Source organism: Micromonospora sp. C95 (assembly GCF_018070465.1).
Classification (GTDB): Bacteria; Actinomycetota; Actinomycetes; order Mycobacteriales; family Micromonosporaceae; genus Micromonospora.
The window spans coordinates 1-17,448 of the sequence record NZ_JAGPXT010000029.1 but is presented as its reverse complement, the minus strand read 5'-3'; the positions used below and the strand labels follow the sequence as shown (position 1 = coordinate 17,448).

Annotated in this window: 16 protein-coding genes and 1 pseudogene; 12 read left to right on the top strand and 5 right to left on the bottom strand. The window is 66.9% G+C overall.

The window, feature by feature from the left end; genetic code table 11:
• Window positions 1-26: 26 nt before the first annotated feature.
• Together KBX00_RS24610 and KBX00_RS24605 are read left to right on the top strand one after the other, a co-directional pair.
• On the top strand, window positions 27-1,448 hold the full coding sequence (locus KBX00_RS24610) for a ricin-type beta-trefoil lectin domain protein (protein ID WP_210830432.1): 1,422 nt from the start codon (window positions 27-29) through the stop codon (window positions 1,446-1,448).
• Window positions 1,449-1,642: 194 nt separating this feature from the next.
• Window positions 1,643-3,049 carry a PHB depolymerase family esterase gene (locus KBX00_RS24605; RefSeq protein WP_210830431.1) on the top strand — a complete coding sequence of 469 codons (1,407 nt, stop codon included), beginning with the start codon at window positions 1,643-1,645 and terminating at the stop codon, window positions 3,047-3,049.
• Window positions 3,050-3,115: 66 nt separating this feature from the next.
• Here KBX00_RS24605 and KBX00_RS24600 read toward each other — a convergent pair.
• Window positions 3,116-3,357 (bottom strand): annotated as a pseudogene (locus KBX00_RS24600) (cytochrome c biogenesis protein CcdA); the annotation flags it as partial.
• Window position 3,358: 1 nt separating this feature from the next.
• Window positions 3,359-3,679 carry a hypothetical protein gene (locus KBX00_RS24595; protein WP_210830430.1) on the bottom strand — a complete coding sequence of 107 codons (321 nt, stop codon included), beginning with the start codon at window positions 3,677-3,679 and terminating at the stop codon, window positions 3,359-3,361.
• A 353-nt stretch (window positions 3,680-4,032) separates the two neighbouring features.
• Here KBX00_RS24595 and KBX00_RS24590 point away from each other — a divergent pair, with 353 nt between their 5' ends.
• Window positions 4,033-5,061 carry a trypsin-like peptidase domain-containing protein gene (locus tag KBX00_RS24590; protein WP_307869069.1) on the top strand — a complete coding sequence of 343 codons (1,029 nt, stop codon included), beginning with the start codon at window positions 4,033-4,035 and terminating at the stop codon, window positions 5,059-5,061.
• Between the two features lie 369 nt (window positions 5,062-5,430).
• Here the strand turns inward: KBX00_RS24590 and KBX00_RS24585 are convergent, their stop codons facing one another.
• Window positions 5,431-6,411: a helix-turn-helix domain-containing protein gene (locus KBX00_RS24585; protein WP_210830429.1), complete on the bottom strand. Its 981-nt coding sequence runs from the start codon at window positions 6,409-6,411 to the stop codon at window positions 5,431-5,433.
• 181 nt (window positions 6,412-6,592) lie between these two features.
• Here KBX00_RS24585 and KBX00_RS24580 point away from each other — a divergent pair, with 181 nt between their 5' ends.
• The 8 genes from KBX00_RS24580 (at window position 6,593) to KBX00_RS24545 (ending at window position 14,899) form a co-directional block, all read left to right on the top strand.
• Window positions 6,593-6,859, top strand: a complete 267-nt coding sequence (locus KBX00_RS24580) for a hypothetical protein (protein ID WP_210830428.1) — start codon at window positions 6,593-6,595, stop codon at window positions 6,857-6,859.
• Window positions 6,860-7,072: 213 nt separating this feature from the next.
• Entirely contained in the window at window positions 7,073-8,407 is a 1,335-nt protein-coding gene (locus KBX00_RS24575) for a cytochrome P450 (protein WP_374225361.1), read from the top strand.
• Window positions 8,404-9,321 (top strand): terpene synthase family protein, encoded by a 918-nt coding sequence (locus tag KBX00_RS24570; protein ID WP_210830426.1) that lies wholly within the window; start codon window positions 8,404-8,406, stop codon window positions 9,319-9,321. Before KBX00_RS24575 ends, KBX00_RS24570 begins: the two co-directional genes overlap by 4 nt.
• 50 nt (window positions 9,322-9,371) lie before the next feature.
• The gene (locus tag KBX00_RS24565; RefSeq protein ID WP_307869068.1) at window positions 9,372-10,976 is read left to right on the top strand and encodes a prenyltransferase/squalene oxidase repeat-containing protein; all 1,605 of its coding nucleotides are present in this window, start codon (window positions 9,372-9,374) and stop codon (window positions 10,974-10,976) included.
• 120 nt (window positions 10,977-11,096) lie between these two features.
• Complete coding sequence (locus tag KBX00_RS24560; protein WP_210830425.1) at window positions 11,097-13,496, top strand: nitrate- and nitrite sensing domain-containing protein; 2,400 nt, start codon at window positions 11,097-11,099, stop codon at window positions 13,494-13,496.
• 17 nt (window positions 13,497-13,513) lie between these two features.
• Complete coding sequence (locus tag KBX00_RS24555) at window positions 13,514-13,924, top strand: roadblock/LC7 domain-containing protein (RefSeq protein ID WP_210830424.1); 411 nt, start codon at window positions 13,514-13,516, stop codon at window positions 13,922-13,924.
• Window positions 13,925-13,932: 8 nt separating this feature from the next.
• Window positions 13,933-14,310, top strand: coding sequence for a DUF742 domain-containing protein (locus KBX00_RS24550; RefSeq protein WP_210830423.1), 378 nt, complete (start codon window positions 13,933-13,935; stop codon window positions 14,308-14,310).
• Complete coding sequence (locus tag KBX00_RS24545; protein ID WP_210830422.1) at window positions 14,291-14,899, top strand: ATP/GTP-binding protein; 609 nt, start codon at window positions 14,291-14,293, stop codon at window positions 14,897-14,899. The genes KBX00_RS24550 and KBX00_RS24545 overlap by 20 nt, the downstream gene beginning before the upstream one ends.
• A gap of 231 nt (window positions 14,900-15,130) precedes the next feature.
• Here KBX00_RS24545 and KBX00_RS24540 read toward each other — a convergent pair whose 3' ends face one another.
• Complete coding sequence (locus KBX00_RS24540; protein ID WP_210830421.1) at window positions 15,131-15,733, bottom strand: hypothetical protein; 603 nt, start codon at window positions 15,731-15,733, stop codon at window positions 15,131-15,133.
• Between the two features lie 367 nt (window positions 15,734-16,100).
• On the opposite strand from KBX00_RS24540, the gene KBX00_RS24535 reads away from it, so the two are divergent.
• On the top strand, window positions 16,101-16,610 hold the full coding sequence (locus tag KBX00_RS24535) for a DUF2199 domain-containing protein (protein ID WP_307869067.1): 510 nt from the start codon (window positions 16,101-16,103) through the stop codon (window positions 16,608-16,610).
• 120 nt (window positions 16,611-16,730) lie between these two features.
• Here the strand turns inward: KBX00_RS24535 and KBX00_RS24530 are convergent, their stop codons facing one another.
• Entirely contained in the window at window positions 16,731-17,156 is a 426-nt protein-coding gene (locus KBX00_RS24530) for a hypothetical protein (protein ID WP_210830420.1), read from the bottom strand.
• Window positions 17,157-17,448: the final 292 nt, after the last annotated feature.

Sequence of the window (17,448 nt, the reverse complement as noted above, 5' to 3'; positions counted from 1 at the left end):
CACCCCACCACCAGGAGGTATCGACAGTGCGAGGACACGCACCTCACCCCCCGCCCTCGGGGGAAGCCCATGCCGGCCGAGTGTCCCCCGGCATTCGGCGTCGGCTGTTCAAACTCGCCACGGCGGGACTCGCCGCCGCCGTCGGGATGTTCACCGTGACGGTGGCGACCGGGTCCGCATCGGCCGCCGACAACCCGTACCAGCGGGGCCCGGATCCGACCCGGACCAGCGTCGCGGCCGTGAACGGCCCATTCGCCAACACCTCGGTAAGCGTCCCCACCGGGTACGGCTTCAATGGCGGCAGGATCTACTACCCGACCGACACCAGCCAGGGCACCTTCGGTGCCGTCGCGATCTCGCCGGGATACACCGCGTTGTTCTCCGCCGAGCTGGCCTGGATGGGGCCGTGGCTGGCATCGCACGGCTTCGTCGTGATCGGTATCGAGACCAACAGCCGTAACGACTTCGACACCGCCCGAGGCACCCAGTTGCTCGCCGCGTTGGACTACCTGACGCAGCAGAGCCCGGTACGCGATCGGATCGACCCGAACCGGTTGGCCGTCTCCGGTCACTCCATGGGTGGCGGTGGAGCGCTGAGCGCAGCCACCCGGCGCTCGTCGTTGAAGGCGGCGGTCGGCATCACGCCGTACTCGCCGTCGCAGAACCTGGCCAATGACCGGGTGCCCACGATGGTCATCTCCGGGCAGGCCGACACGGTGGTCACCCCGTCGTACGCCCTCGGTCTGTACAACAGCCTCCCGGCCTCGACGGAGAGCGTCTACCTCGAGGTCGCCGGAGGGGATCACGGGTTCATGGTCGGCCGGTCCAACCCGGTGTTGATCCGCACCATGCTGCCGTTCCTGAAGATGTTCGTCGACAACGACTCTCGGTACAGCCAGTTCCTCTGTCCGCTGCTGGACAACAGCGGCGTGGTCACCTACCGCAGCACCTGCCCGCTGCTGCCGACGGACCCGACCACGCCTCCGACCGGCACGCCGACGCCGACGCCCACCACACCCCCGACCCCCACGCCGACGCCGACCACCCCGCCGCCCTCCGGCTCCGCCAACGAGATCGTCGGCACTCAGTCCGGTCGCTGCATCGACGTACCCAACGCCTCCCGCAACAACGGCACCCGGGTCCAGCTCTACGACTGCAACAAGCAGACCAACCAGTCCTGGACCTACAACACCTCGAACAAGCAACTCCGTGTCTACGGCGACATGTGCCTGGACGCCGGAGGCTCCGGCAACGGCGCAGCCATCCAGATCTACACCTGCCACAGCGGCGCCAACCAACAGTGGAACATCAACTCCAACGGCACCATCACCGGCGTCCAGTCCGGACGATGCCTCGACGTCTGGAGCAGCAACAACGGCGCCCAGATCCAGCTCTACGACTGCCACGGACAAACCAACCAGCAATTCCGCCTCGCACCCCTCGCATAACCGATCCACCCACCAGGAGGCGCAGGTAACAGGTCCGAGCAGTGATCGGGCGGGTTCGGCAGCACGTCGAGCCCGCCCGATCCATGCAGAGACCCCTCCGTCGATCTTCCTGCTTGCAGGACATTAGGTGCTTCATTGACGGTCGTCAGGAAATTGCCTAATGTTAGAGATCCACCACCATCGATGGAGGAATCATGAGACGAACCAGGGCGGCGCTGGCCGGGTTGGCCAGCTTCCTGCTCCTCAGCTTGGGTCTTGTCCTACTGTCCTCGCCGGCTTCCGCCGCCTCGCTGGTCGAGGTGACCAACTTCGGCAACAACCCCGGCGGCATGCGGATGCACCTCTACGTGCCGGACAACCGGCCCGCCAACCCGGCGATCGTGGTCGCCATGCACGGCTGCGGCGGGTCCGGACCGGGCTTCTACTCGAGCAGCGAGTTCGCCTCGCTGTCGAACCAGTACGGGTTTATCGTCATCTATCCGAGCGCCATGCAGGAGGCCGGATTCGGCAGGTGCTTCGACACCTGGTCCGAGGCGTCCAAGCGCCGAGGTGGTGGCAGCGACCCGGTCTCCATCGAGTCGATGGTGAACTACGTCCGGACGCAGCACGGTGGTGACATCAACCGGGTCTACGCCACCGGCAGCTCATCCGGCGGCATGATGACCCAGCACCTGCTCGCGGTATACCCCGACCTGTACAAGGCGGGTGCGTCCTTCATGGGCGTGCCGTTCAACTGCTTCGCCAACGCGGCGGCCTACCCGCCCGGTGGTCCGTGCACCAACGGCTCGATGGACCGGACCCCGCAGCAGTGGGGCGACGCCGTACGGGCGGCGTACCCCGGCTACACCGGCCCGCGCCCGCCGATCCAGTTGTGGCACGGCACCAACGACACCCTGGTGCCGTACTCGCTGCTCCAGGAGTCGATCGAGCAGTGGACCAACGTGCACGGGCTGAGCCAGACGCCGACGTCCACGGACACCCCGCAGGCCAACTGGAACCGCCGCCGCTTCGGCACCCAGGTCGAGGCCTACGCCATCCAGGGCGCCGGGCACAGCCTGCCGTCGAGCGGTATGGCGCGGGTCGCCATCCAGTTCTTCGGCCTGGACCGGTCGACCCCGCCCAGCACCACTCCGCCGCCGACCGGCGGGCCCACCCCGACCCCGACGCCCACCCCCACTCCGACACCGACGCCGACCACCCCGCCGCCCTCCGGCTCCGCCAACGAAATCGTCGGCACTCAGTCCGGTCGCTGCATCGACGTACCCAACGCCTCCCGCAACAACGGCACCCGGGTCCAGCTCTACGACTGCAACAAGCAGACCAACCAGTCCTGGACCTACAACACCTCGAACAAGCAACTCCGCGTCTACGGCGACATGTGCCTGGACGCCGGAGGCTCCGGCAACGGCGCAGCCATCCAGATCTACACCTGCCACAGCGGCGCCAACCAACAGTGGAACATCAACTCCAACGGCACCATCACCGGCGTCCAGTCCGGACGATGCCTCGACGTCTGGAGCAGCAACAACGGCGCCCAGATCCAGCTCTACGACTGCCACGGACAAACCAACCAGCAATTCCGCCTCGCACCCCTCGCATAACCGATCCACCCACCAGGAGGCAGCACCGGAGGCTCTTGAAGATCCGGATTAGGACTGGCGGGCTCGGCGCATGCCGAGCCCGCCGGCCACGGGGGTGAGAACCAGACCGAACAGTCCGAAGACTGCGACGAAGCCGCCGGTCATCGCGCGGTGGCAGCCAGGGCCCGAACAAGCGCCGTACCCCGGTTTGTCGCTGCTTCGCCGGCCACCAGCAGCGACAGGTACGCGGGCAGCAGCGCGAACCCACACGGGTTGACCGCGGCGAGCATCCCGGCGGCCACCGCCAGGCCCAGCGGCGCGTCGACCATCTCAGCCGACCAGCAACTGATCGAGCGTGTCGGGCAGCTCGTCGACATCGGCGTGGCCGCGTGTCACCACCGTTCCCTCACTGTCGAGCACCACGAAGGTGCTCTGCTGGGTCATCTCGAAATGCTTCCACACCACGCCCTGCTCGTCGGCCAGCTGTGGAAAGCCGGACAGCTCGGCCATCCGCACGAAGTCGTGCATCGCCGGGACCGTGTCCAGGCCAGCCACCCCGACCACGGCGACGCTGCCCTGGTACTCGGCCGTGCCTTCATCGGTGCTCCTTCGTCGATAGGTCGGACGGCGTACCGCAGCCGACCAGGGCATCCGCCGTCGGACGCAGGTGATGGCGCGGTGGACATGCCGTTCGCGACGACCAGTGCCAGTGGGGTGGCCCCGGGGGTTGGGTGCCGCTGAGCCAGTATCGCGCGCTGCGGCGCGCCGGTCCTCGACGCGCCCCACGGTGACCGTGCGCGGAGTGAGCCGTGCCGTCGTCGGGCACGGGTGACCGGGTCTCCCGGCCCGCAGCGAGCGGTGCGACGAACTGATGACCACCGCTGCCCAACACCATGACGTTCCGCCATTTCCGGTGTTTCCGGGGTTTGCCGCCGGGAGGTTCGGGTAGCGGGCCAGCCAGGGCACCCGACCGCTGAACTACCACCCCGGGGAGGATTTCAACCGTGACGGCCCGATCGCGCTGGGTGGCTCTGCTGGGTGGCGGAGCGATGCTGATTGCCACCGCCGGCTGCACGGCCGACGACGGAGGAGCGGCTGCGACACCGACAGCCGCGTCGACGGCCGCGCCGGCACCGGCCGCAGCCGACCTGCCACAGATCGTCGCCCGACTGCAGCCCTCGGTCGTCACCGTTCGAGTCGGGCAGGGCCTCGGCTCCGGGGTCGTGTTCCGCGACGGCGGGCTCATCCTCACCAACGAGCACGTCGTGGGTGACCAGGAGAACGTGGAGGTCGCCCTCGCCGACGGCACCCGCGTTCCGGCCCGGGTGGTCGCCGCCGACGCCGTCACCGATCTCGCGGTGCTCCGCGCCGAGCGCACCGACCTACCGCCCGCGCCGTTCCACACCGAGCTTCCGCCACCGGGTGAGCCGGTCCTCGCCCTCGGCAGCCCGCTGGGCTTCCTCAACAGCGTCACCGCCGGCATCGTCTCCGGCGTCGGCCGGGAGATCCCCGGTTCGGCAGGTCAGGGCAACGCCCTGGTTGACCTGATCCAGACCGACGCGGCGATCTCACCCGGCAACTCGGGCGGCGCGCTCGCCGACTACTCGGGCCGAGTGATCGGCATCAACGATGCCTACCTGCCGCCGCAGACGGGCGCGGTGTCAATCGGCTTCGCGATCCCCGCCGCCACCGCCCTGGACATCGCCGACGACCTCCTCGACGACGGCCGGGTCACCCAGCCGTACCTCGGGCTCGCGGTGGCCCGCCTGACCCCGCAGATCGCCCAGTCCCTGAATGCCGGCACCGACCGTGGAGTCCTGGTCCGCGACGTCGACGGAAATGGCCCGGCGGCCGAGGCCGGCCTGCGCCCGGGGGACATCGTCACGCAGGTGGCCGGCGAGCGCATCGACACTCTGGAGGCGTTCATCGGCGCGTTGCGGTCGGTCGAGCCCGGCCAGCCCGTGTCGATGACCTACCTGCGCGGCGGCGACACCCGGCAGGCCAGGGTCGTGCCGACCGCCGCCACCCGCTGAGGTCAGCTGACTTCGGCGGTCCTCGGGCCGGAGTCGACGACTTCGGCTGCACCTTGACACAGAGAGGTGCCGTTAGATCAACACTCCCGCTGCTGAGGGTCTAGCGCCGTTTCCCACCCCCGGGAGAGGCGGTGCAGGCCCGGGGGTGGGAAGCGGTGGCGATGTGACACCGAGGTGTGGCCTACGGTGCAGCGTTCCGAACGAAAGAGGCACCCCCGTTGGTAGCCCCGCCCTATCGCCCGGGACCAGCTCGCTGCTCCAGTTTGCGATCAACGAACAGTTGGGATGTTGACCGCTGGTGCCGGCAGGTTGCACTTCTGTGCTGTCTTGTACGGAGCGCGGCGCGGGTAGCCGAGGTCGGCACGCGAACTAACGGTGCAGGTTGCGGTACTCCTGCGGCGACATGCCGAAAGTATTCTTGAAGAGCCGACTGAAATGCGCTTTGGCCGGGAATCCCCAACGAGCCGCGATTCTGTGGACCGGTCGATCGGCGAGCAACGGATTGATCAAATCCCGCCGACACCGAACCAGTCGCCGGTGCCGAATATGTTCCGCCACGGTGTGCTGCTCGGACGCGAAGAGCCGGTGGAGCATACGCAGCGAAATGTGGTGAGCAGCGGCGACGGAACGAGGGGTCAGCTCAGTGTCGCCAAGGTTTTTTTCGATGAAGGCTTCGATCTCCGTACGCAGCGTACGCTCCCGCACCTCGACCGGCAGTAGCTCTTGAACAGCCAAGCGCTGTGCCAGGGTGCTGGCCGCGAGGTCAAGCGCTATCGCGCCTAGCGTCACCGCCTGACTCGGGACGAATTCTTCGGGGCGCGCTGCCACGCGGTGGACGAATTGAGCAAGCAGGGCCGCCATGCCTGTGTCAGAACTGATTGAGCTTGCGAGGAGCGCGCGCACCTTGTCTGGATGCAGAGGCAACGCCTGATGGGGGATGACAAGAGAGATGGAGCTCGCAAGCGTCGGCCCCGACGCGTAGTGGGTGCCAGTGAACGGCTTGCTGTTGTCCAGCAGGGTGAACGACGCCTGCGGCACGGAGGACTGGGTGCGCTCCTGGTGCGCAACGCTCTCCCCCGTGGTCATCAGCACCAGTTGGTAGGTGTCGGGCTGCGACCGCCTGACCAGCCGTGGCGAACGGATGGTGTCCAGGGTTGGGTAGCGCAACTCAGCCAGCAGGACAGTTCCCAGGGGTACTCGCTTGGCCAATGCCTTGAAGTCGGCAAGGTGCGGGCTCTTGACGTAGGTCGGAGCGGCTTCGCGAGCAATGACCTCGTACCAGCGCTCGAAACGGTCACCCGGTGGAAGGACGGACGTGTCGAGCACCTCGCACGGCAGCAGCGGATTCACCTCCATCCATCCTCTGAGCTGAGTCCTGGATGTTACCGATGATTATCTCGTCATGCAGGGCCACATCCGCAGGCGGCGCGTCAGCGGGCGTTCCGTCTGCACCGCCGCCTCGTGCGCGAGTACGAGAGCCGACCCGCCTCGGCCGTGTCACGCAGCCGAACTCGCCATCGCCCGAAAGACCTTGCTCAGCCTCACCGAACAGACCGTCCCAGAGACAGCCGCTGACGTCACCGCCACCAGTCCCGCCTACCAGCAGATCCTCGCCGTGCTCCGCACAGCCACCACACCGATGCGCGCCAAGGACATCTGCCGCACCCGAGGCAGGGGCACCACCGCCAAGGACACCGAAGGGCTCCGCGGCAAGCCCGAACGCCTCGTCGCCCGCCAGATCTTGACCGAGCCCGAACCCGGACTGTTCGTCCTCGCACTGCCAACATCACCCGCATAGCCGCCGAGACCAGCACCGCCGATCCACCGTCCACCCACAACGGACATACGCTGCCGAACCAACCTCTCAGACAAATGTGGAGTTATGGATGGGACCCAAAGGTTGATCATGCAGGGCCCCTGCTGCGGGGGGCTGCCTGGCCATACGCTCGGAGGACAACATTTCGTGGAGGTGCACATGTCTCAGGCGCAACCCGCCGGCCGCGCCATTACCATTCCCCTGCGCGAAACATTGCCGCGTATGCTCCGAGACCCCCTCGCGGCGCTTGTCCACTTCGGACACGAGTCCGGCGGCGAGGTCGTGCGTCTCAACCTTGGCACCATGCGCCCCTACCTGGTGACCCACCCCGAACACCTACAGCAGATCCTGCGGGACACGACCAACTACATCCGCGACGGTGAGAGCATGCTCTGGCGTTCGATCCGTCGGGTGGTCGGGGAGGCGATCCTCGTCACCGAGGGGGAGGTGTGGGAGTCGAGCCGGGACACCCTGCAACCGCTGTTCACCAAACAGCGTGTCGAGCAGATGGTCGACCGGATGGCGGTCGCCATCGCCGAGGCGATCGATGCGCTGGGAGAACCGGCTCGGCAGGGTGTGGCAGTTGACGCCATGACCCTGATGTCGCGGATCGTGTGCCAGGCCACAACGCGGGTCCTCTTCGGTCGAAAGATCCCCGTAGACGACGCGGTGGAGATTTTCGGCCACCTGGGCACGATCACCCGAACGATGGTGTTTCGTCTACTCGCGCCCGGCGCGCCCTACTGGGTTCCGCTGCCCGGTGACCGGGCATTCCGCAAGGCGGTCGCAGCCATCGACGCGCTGGTCCTACCGATCATCCGCACGGAGCGCGCGAACCCGGGCGAGGGCGACGACATCATCGCTGCGCTCTGCCGCCCAAGGGCCAACGGACTTCAGGTCAGCGAGGAGCAGGTCCGCAGCGACCTTGTCGCGATGTTCAGTACGGCCACCGAGACAACAGTCGGCGTCCTGTCCTGGCTGTGGCCGGTTCTTGAGAAGCACCCCGAGGTTGCCGACCGGCTGTACGCCGAAGTCGACGAGGTTGTCGGGCGTGGGCCGGTACAGCGGGCCCACATCCCGCGGATGCGTTACACCCGAATGGTCTTGGACGAGATGCTGCGCCTCTGGCCAGCCGGCTGGAACATCCCACGAACAGCGGTCGAGCAGCAGGTCCTTGGTCGCGTCCGGATTGAAGCCGGAGCAACCATCCTGGTCAGCCCGTACGCGACCCAGCGGATGGAACAGTTCTGGGATCGCCCGGACGCATTCGACCCGGAGAGGTTCGCCCCTGACCGCCCGCGGCGGGAGCACCGCTACAGCTATTTCCCCTTCGGCGGAGGCCCGCACCAGTGCATCGGCCAGCACCTCTTCCTCCTTGAGGCCCCGATCATCATCGCCACGCTGCTGAGCCGGTACCGCTTCCAGCTCGGTGGGCCGGCTGATCTCAAAGCGCGGATCGGTGCCTCACTGCGGCCCCGGCCGAACACGCTCACGCTGCTGCCGCGGCACGACCACTCCTCAATCTCGTGACACCCAGTCCGCATGTCCCGGTCGCCATCGGCGATGCACTCACTGTTGAAGAGCAGGCCCGAGTTTGCGCGCTGGCCGTCACTCTCGATCGCGACCTGCACGAGGTCGTGACGCGCCATCAGAACCTGTTCGCAGCGCGACCCTTCGACGCGGCGCTCATCAGCGGCATCGCGATGTCAGTAGCGTTCACCGCCCCCGAGTACGCGGGCAACCAGTTGAGGCTGACCGCTCGGACCGTGCTGTGGGTGTTTGCGGCGGACTGGCAGTTCGACCACCTCGCGCAGACGGACGACGATGTCCAGGCGCTCGTCGCCAGCTGCATCACAGCCGCCAACGGCGATCCGTGCGCCGACGGAAACCCCTTGGCGCTGCTGCTGGCCGAGATCCGGGACGAGTTGGTGTCGGCTCCGGCGTTCGCGGCCATCGGCCCGATGTGGCGAGACGAACTCGGGCGCATGGTTGCGGCGATGGCGCAGGAGTGGCGATGGAAGACCGCGTACAGGACACCGCAGGACCCGCGGCGTGCAGTTCCTACTCTCGACCAGTACCTCGCCAACGCGGACAACGCCGCTGTCGTGCTGGTCAGCGTGACGCACTGGGCCCAGCTCGGTGACCAGGACTGCTTGGACCACGTGGACGAACTGAAGACCGCCAGCCGCGAGGTCCAGCGCGCCATCCGGTTGATCAACGACCTGGGAACAAGTAGTCGTGACCTCCAGTGGGGAGATCTCAACGCGCTCATGCTCGTGAGCCGTACCGAAGTGACCGCCAGGCTCAACGCAGTCATCCAGAGCTGCCACGAGCTGATCGAGCCACTGGAGACCACCTGTCCCCGACAGGCCGCGTTTCTGCGACGTCAACTCTCGTTCACCGCTGGCTTCTACCAGGTGTCGGACTTCTGGGGCAGCCTGTGAGCCGCCCGACCATCCCCGTCCATACATCGAGCGTCGACATTGCCGGGGCCGTGGCCGATCTGATCGCCGGGCTGGAGGCCGAACCGCACGGTCAGGTCGCCCCATCGGTCTACGAGACCGCTCGGCTTGTGTCACTGTCGCCGTGGCTAGGTGGGCATGCCGAGCGAATTGCGTACTTGCTGCAGACGCAGCGGGCGGACGGGGGGTGGGGTCCACCGCAGGGGTATGCGCTGGTTCCCACACTCAGTGCCACCGATGCGCTGCTCGCGACGCTCCGCTCCACGGGACCGGGGGCGCATCGGGATCACGTGGCGGCCAGTCTGGCCACTGCCGTCGCCCGCAGCCTGCAGGCGCTTACTACCTGGCTACGGGCTGATTTGCTGGTGCCGGACACCCCGGGTGCGGACCTCATCGTGCCTTCGCTCGTGGCGGACATCAACCAGCACCTCGCGCTGCTTGAGCCCATGGCAGTGCCGTGCCTCGATCCCTGGTACGGCGGGCGTTTAGCCCTGCCAACGGGGATGGACGACGGCCGTCTCGTCAAGGTCCGACAGGCGGTCGCTGCCGGGGTTGATCTGCCGGGCAAGCTGGTGCATTTCCTGGAGGTCCTGGGTCCCGCAGCCCGCGCCACAGGCTTTCGACCGGCGGGGCCCGGGACGGTCGGCGCCTCACCGGCGGCAACCGCTGCCTGGATTGGCGAACCCGACTCGGGATCCTCCACCGTCCTTGCCTTGACTCATTTGGCGACTGTCGCTGGCGGCGGCCCGGTGCCGTGTCCGTTGCCTATCACTGTCTTTGAAGCGGCGTGGGTGGTGAGCGGACTGGCCCGGGCTGGCATTCCGGTCGAGGTGCCGCCACGCATCGTGGAGAGCATGCTCGCCGCGATGAGTCCGCTGGGCACCCCGACCGGGCCAGGGCTGCCCGTCGACGCAGACACCACGGCGGTAGCGCTGTGTGCGCTCGGCCATCTCGGCCAACCGGTAGATCCCGGGCCGCTATGGGCATACGAAACAGCGGATGGATTCTGCACCTGGCCCGGTGAGGACGGGTGGTCGGTCACCACCAACGCTCACGTCCTGGACGCTTTCGGTCAGCACGTGGCCAGCAGAGTCAATCCGGAGCCGCGGTACAAGGCCGCCATCGATCGGTTGACGGTGGCGCTGCGAGAGCGCCAGCAGCCGGACGGGCATTGGCGCGACCGATGGCATGCCTCGCCGTACTACGCCACGATGTGCTGCGCCCTCGCTCTTCATGACTTTGGTCGCGGGCCTACCGCGGCCGAGGCGGTGGCGAGGGCCGTCGACTGGGTCCTGTCCACTCAAAGGGCCGACGGGTCGTGGGGACGGTGGGACGGCACCGCTGAGGAGACCGCGTACGCGCTGCAGGTGGTCCTGGCTACGCGCCCGAGGGCCGATGGAGTCCAAGCGGCCGCGAGGCGTGGCTACGCGTACCTCTGCGGGACCGCGGGCCGGGATCCTGCCCCTCCCCTGTGGTACGGCAAGGAGCTCTACAGCCCGCTGGCGATCGTCCGCGCCGCGGTGCTCGCCGCATTGCACCTTGTGCGGCAACGGCGCGACATAACGGCAGCGACCGTGACGACAACTGGGCCCAAACCGCAGCAGGCAGCCAGCAAGCCGGTGATCAGGGACGCTTGAGGACCTTCTTGGACACTGCTAGCGTGCCCCCGTCATCGCACGCCGTTGATGTAGGACACGCAGGCGTCAGAAGATCGCGTAGGATTTTTGCTAGGTGTAACAGCCGACTGGGACGGTGTGATGCGCTTTCGCAGTACCAATATCCGCACCAAAGTGGTCGCGATGTTGCTGTCGCTCACTGCCCTGTGGGCGTTCGCGGCGTGGGTGACCCTCCAGGACGGTCTGAATCTGCTCTGGGTCAATACGCTGAACAGCAAGGTGTACGAGCCGAGCGCACCCCTGCTGACGGCACTGCAGAACGAACGCCGACTCACGCTGGCCTACCTGGGTGGCTCCGACGACAGTCAGGTGCGAGCTTCCCTGGACACACAGCGCCGGGAGACTGAGCAGTTCGCCGCGACGTTCACAGAGTCAGCACAAACGTGGCAGACGGATCTTGCTGGCAGCGCCACGTTGGCCCAACGACTTGACGTCGCCTACGTCAGTCTGGAGGCCCTGGGCGACATCAGAAAGCTGGTCGATGCGCGCTCCATCGACCGCGCGAGCGCAGCGAAGGCATTTGGCGACTCGATCGACTCGATCTTCGGCATTTACCACGCCACAGCGAGCCTGGACGACAAGGAGATCGCGGGTTACGCCGCTGCGCTCATCCAGCTGAACCGCATGGGGGAGCTGATCTCGCAGGAGGACGCGCTCTTGAGCGGCATCCTCGCCAACGGTCGAATCACCGCCGCTGAGCAGGCGCAGTTCGCACATCTCGTGGGCGCCCAACGGTTCGCCGGTTCAGAAACCTCGATCCAGCTGTCACCCGCCGACCGCGTCCGATACGAACAGTTGCTTGCTGGCGACACCTTCAGCCGTCTTCGGGCGATCGAAGACAGGGTCACCCAGACCAGCCGCACCCGGTCGAGCCTGCCCGTCGAGGCCGCCGAGTGGCGCACTGTGGTTGACGACGCTCAGTCCGAGCTGCAAGAAGTCGTCACAGCCGGCGGTAACGGAATTGTGTCTGCCGCCGTGGGCGTCGCCGTTTGGGTCATCATCCGGCTGTTCCTCGCGGCGGGTCTTGGAACGCTCGCCGTTGCCGCGTCGATCGTGCTGTCAATCACGACGGCGCGTGCGTTGGTGGCGCAGTTGCAGCGGCTGCGTGACGCGGCCCACCAACTCGCCGACGAGCGGCTCCCCGCGGTGGTCGAGCGCCTTCAGCGCGGCGAGAAGGTTGACGTGGCCGCCGAGGCGCCGCCGCTCGACTTCGGCTCGGACGAGATCGGGCAGGTGGGCCAGGCGTTCAACGCCGTCCAGGAGACCGCTGTGCGTACGGCCGTCGAGCAGGCGGAGCTACGCCGCAACGTACGCGATGTGTTCCTGAACCTGGCCCGCCGCACCCAGGCCCTCGTCCACCGCCAGGTGACCCTCCTCGACGAGATGGAGCGTCGACAGGAGGATGCCGACGAACTCGAGGACCTGTTCCGCGTCGACCACCTCGCCACCCGGATGCGGCGCAACGCCGAGAACCTCATCGTCCTGTCGGGTGCGACGCCCGGCCGTGGCTGGCGACGCAACGTGCCGATGGTCGACGTGGCCCGCGCCGCCGTGCAGGAGGTGGAGGACTACACCCGGGTGAAGGTGATGCCATTCGGGTCGGTCGCGCTCGCCGGCCGGGCCGCCGGCGACATCATCCACCTGCTCGCCGAACTGATCGAGAACGCCCTGACCTTCTCGCCGAAGAGCACGCCGGTCGAGGTACGCGGCCAACTCGTGGCCAACGGCTTCGCCATCGAGATCGAGGACCGAGGTCTCGGCATGGCCGAGGACGATCTGGCCGCCGCGAACGCAGACCTCGCCATCGCCGCCGAGTTCAACCTCGCCGACGCCAAGAAGCTGGGACTGTTCGTCGTCAGTCGGCTGGCCGCCAAGCACCACCTCGCGGTGCGGTTGAAGCCGTCACCGTACGGCGGCACGACGGCGGTTGTCCTCATCCCCAAGGATCTGGTGGCGACGGCCGACCCGATCGGCACCGGACCCGCACCGGCCGCGGGCGTGTCCAGGGAGGCAGTTGCCGCCGGTGACGCCCAGCGCGTCACCACCGCGCGGCAGACCTCGCTCGCCGTCGCCGAGCCCGCACCTGTGCACGGCGAGACGATGGAACTGCCCGCAGTGCGTCCACTGCGCGCCGCCGCTGACGCCGCCGCCACGGTCACCGAAGAGCCGGCCAAGAGCGCGCCCAGCGTCAGGCAGCAGCCCGGACCTTCAGCCGGGCACACCGAGCACACCGAGCATGGGCTGCCGATGCGAGTCCGCCAGGCCAACATCGCGCGGCAACTTCGCGACTCGACCCCAGGCGAAACACAGCCACCGGACGACGAGGCGGGGCGATCCCCCGACGACATCCGCAGGATGATGACCTCCTACCAATCCGGCACCCGGCGCGGCCGCGATGACGCCGCACGTCTCGTCGACGCCGACGACGACGAGCAATCGAACGCCGCCGACAACACGTCTGCGGCCGAAACCGACCGGTAAGAAAGAGGAACGGGCAAGTGCAGCAGAATTCCACGGGCGATCTGGCCTGGCTGCTCGACGACCTGGTCGGGCGTGTCAAGCAGGCTGAGCATGCCATCGTGCTCTCCGCTGACGGGCTGCTCATGGCTTCCTCCGCCCAGCTCAGCCGGGACGACGCGGAACACCTGGCCGCGATGGCATCGGGGATCCAGAGCCTCGCGAAGGGCGCCAGCAAGCGGTTCGGTGGCGGACCCGTGCAACAGACCATCATCGAGATGAAGTCGTCGTTCCTTTTCGTCACCGCGGCCGGAAGCAACGCCTGCCTGGCCGTCCTCGCGGCTGAAGAAACCGACGTCGGACTTGTCGCGTACGAGATGGCGATGGTCGTTGCGCGGGCCGGCAAGTTCCTCGCCTCCCCGACCAGGCCGAGCCAGCACACCAACAACTAGGGGCCGCCATGACGATGCCCGACGAAGAACCGGTCTGGTTAGATGACGCCGCCGGGCCGGTAGTCCGGCCATACGCCGTTACCGGCGGGCGAGCCAAACCAGCCAACAGCTTCAACGTGGTCGCTCTGATCCTCTCGACCCGATCGGCCCCGCCAACCGAGGTGGGGATAGCACCAGAGCAGGCCAGAATCATTCACCTCTGCCAACGACCGCTTGCACTCGCAGAAGTGGCCGCGCATCTAAGCCTGCCCCTTGGCACCGTCCGAGTGCTGCTAGACGGACTGATCGCTCAGGGATTCGTTCAGGTAAACGACCCTCGCCAAGCCGCCACCCTTCCCGACGACAGCGTATTCGAGGCGCTCATAAATGGACTACGTCAACTCTGAGCGGACGGGCCAAGCGACCCTTCCCACCGCCATCAAAATCCTCATCGCGGGTGGCTTCGGCGTAGGCAAGACCACCCTGGTGGGATCCGTCAGCGAGACCAAGCCCCTCCGGACCGAAGAGGTTCTCTCCGAGCAGGGCGTGGGAGTCGATGACATCTCCGGCGTCGAGGCGAAGTCGACCACGACCGTGGCAATGGACTTCGGCCGGATCACCATCAGCGAGGAGCTCGTTCTCTACCTGTTCGGCACACCGGGCCAGGACCGCTTCTGGTTCGTCTGGGACGAACTCACCATTGGCGCCCTGGGTGCCGTGGTCCTGGCGGACACCAGGCGGCTTGCCGACTGCTTCCCATCCGTCGACTACTTCGAACGCGCGAGGCTGCCGTTCATCGTGGCCGTCAACTGCTTCGAGAACGCCCGCCAGTACAGCCTCGAGGAAGTTCGACTGGCCCTGGACCTCGACCCAGATGTGCCTGTCATGATGTGCGACGCGCGGCAGCGGCAGTCGTCCAAAGAGGTCCTCGTGGCGCTGATCGAGCATGTCAAGAAGCAAGGGTTGTCCCGCCGACCTGAGCCGGTAGGTCATTGACCGCGACCTGACAGGACACGTCGTCAAGAACGCTGCGGAGTACCCCCGCCAGCACGGTGTCCCGGCCCGCCAGGATCGGCACCAGGCGGCACCACGGGTGGCACCACGTGGCGCAGCCTTTCATCGACGGGCGATGCCGAGGCTCGCGCGAGGAATCGCCGAGACGGGGATCGACGGAGTCCCGCAGGCGCCGGGTCCATGTGGCCGCTTCGCACACCGGCGCGTGGCTCGTCACCCGCGGTCCTCGTCCCCGGCGCACGCCGTCTGGGACGGGACCGTGGCAGACGAAAGTGCCACCAGCGGACCGCCAGGCGGTCGTGGGCTGGTGACCGTACGGTGCGGCTCGCCGGGTGAGATGCTGGCGATGCTGCGCTTGGGCCAGACACGGACCCGGAACCGTTCGATGCCGGTGGGTAGTTCGTCGGCGAACCACGCGGGTTTCCCGTACAGCGCCCGGATCTGGCGTCTGCCGGTGGCGTGCACGTCGACGGTGTATGTTCCCGGGGCTCCGATGGGCATGAACGGGGTCAGCATCTTCTCGTCGAAGATGCTGATGCCCAGCGTGCCGCTGGTCGAGTGCAGTTCACCGTGTCCGTGGGCCTCCCACTCGCCGGTGTCCGTCGGTGCGGGACCGTCCCAGGCCTCGACGGTGACGTGTGGGCGGTGACCCTCACTGATTTCGCTGAACAGCTGGATCTGTTCGGTGCCGGCCCAGCAGAGCACGGCGGCGTTGGTGTCTGGGTGGCCGAAGGCGTCGAAGTCGCCGCCGATGATGGTGACCATGCAATGGTCGGGGGTGGGCGTGGCGTCGATGCTGCTTAGCAGGGTCGCCACCGCAACCTCCGAATGTGTTCTCAAGAATTTGCTATGGGCATGCCGCGTGGAGGACGGGCTGGCCCACAGCGAACGCTAGCGGACGGCCGGATGTCAATGGCGGAACTGCACCGTCCAGACGAAGGACGCCTTGATTCTGCCGGTATGCAAGGCCTGTCCCGCCCCACAAGCTAGTGCCTCGTCATGCGGTCCGACGCACGTCGAAGCTGCACCGTGAGGCTGACGGGGGCCTATCGCTCATCGACACCACCGACGCCAAGGGCAACCGGCCATGGTGACCCTACGTAGTGCGCAACCCAGCGGCATAGGGGACCCGGTTCGCCGACGCCGTCTCAGTAGCTCAGGCAGGGGCTGTACCGTCTCGTCCGTGATCGATCACGGTTTCATGTGCCACAGTTGTGGCCAGCGCCATGAGGGCCTGCCGTTCTCGTACGGCACCCCAGCCCCGGCCTACTGGCGAGACGATCTCAACAACGACGAACGCAGTGTCCTTGAGGACGAGATCTGCATCATCCAGGCGCAGCACTACTTCGTCCGTGCGCGCTTGGTCATACCTGTCCTCGACGCTGATGCCGTTTTCGAATGGGGCGTTTGGGTGTCGCTGAGCAGCACAAGCTTCAGCCGGATGCTGGATCACTGGACGACGCCCGGACGAGAGCAGGAGCCGGCGTACTTCGGCTGGCTGTCCACCGAGCTTCCGGCCTACCCGATCGAGACGTTGAACCTCAAGACCAAGGTGCATACCGAGCAGGTCGGCACACGACCACACATCGTCCTCGAACCGACTGACCACCCTCTGTCAGTAGAGCAACGCAACGGCATCAGCGTGAAACGAGTCCAGGAAATCGCGGAGCTTCTGCTCCACCACGAGGGCTGACCTCGCCGACGTCACGAGACATCCACGCATTGCCACGACCGATCAGCGGCACCCGCTGCGCGCCATCTGCGGCAGATCAGCGCATCCGGGCGATGCGGTGTTGGCCGGCCGGCGTTGCGCTCAGAAGCCTCGAAAAATGCCGTCCGGGCCTGCCGACCGCGCGAACTCAACAAAGTCCATGTTCGCGACCGATAGGTTGTTCTCGATCGCCTGGACCTGCCGTGGCAGTGTCCTGAACGGGTCCGTCTCGTCCCTTTCGTTCAGATTAACGACGAGCAAGGGACGCTCCGGCAGCGCGATGGTGACGGCGTCGACGACGAACACCACCGGGTGCCTGTACTGACGTGGGTAGGCGCGAGGAGAGCCGGCGGCGATTGCCGCACCGCTGAGGCCGTTCAGCGCTCGGTCCTCGACGAACTCGACACCGGCCACGAAGCCCTCTTCCGTGGGGCTGACGATCTCGCCCTTGAGTTGCTCCCACACGCCGTCGTCGCGGAAGTCCGCACGCACGACCGGAACACACCACGTCTCTGGCAGATCGACCACAGTTAAAGCGTAGCGAGACGGACGTTCCTCCGGTCGCGCCAGGGGGCGCATTGTTCTCGCCACGACCGGTGCCGGTTTGATCCGGTTGCGGTGACGCCGCGTAGCGCGCGGCCTGCGGCAGATCAGGATGTGTGATCTTGGCGGTTTGGCTGGCAAGTGCGGTGATGTCAGACACCCCAGCTTCTTGGATGTCAAGCTGCGGCGGGTTGGGTGCGGTGTGACCAGGCGGTTGTCTGGTCGTAGTGGGTGGTGTTCTTGAGGCAGCCGTGGAGGATGCCGACGAGGCGGTTGC

Coding starts and splice junctions, on each gene's coding strand:
- KBX00_RS24605 (WP_210830431.1), top strand. CDS start 1,643: ATGAGACGAACCAGGGCGGCGCTGGCCGGGTTGGCCAGCTTCCTGCTC.
- KBX00_RS24595 (WP_210830430.1), bottom strand. CDS start 3,679: ATGCCCTGGTCGGCTGCGGTACGCCGTCCGACCTATCGACGAAGGAGC.
- KBX00_RS24560 (WP_210830425.1), top strand. CDS start 11,097: ATGCGCTTTCGCAGTACCAATATCCGCACCAAAGTGGTCGCGATGTTG.
- KBX00_RS24550 (WP_210830423.1), top strand. CDS start 13,933: ATGACGATGCCCGACGAAGAACCGGTCTGGTTAGATGACGCCGCCGGG.
- KBX00_RS24545 (WP_210830422.1), top strand. CDS start 14,291: ATGGACTACGTCAACTCTGAGCGGACGGGCCAAGCGACCCTTCCCACC.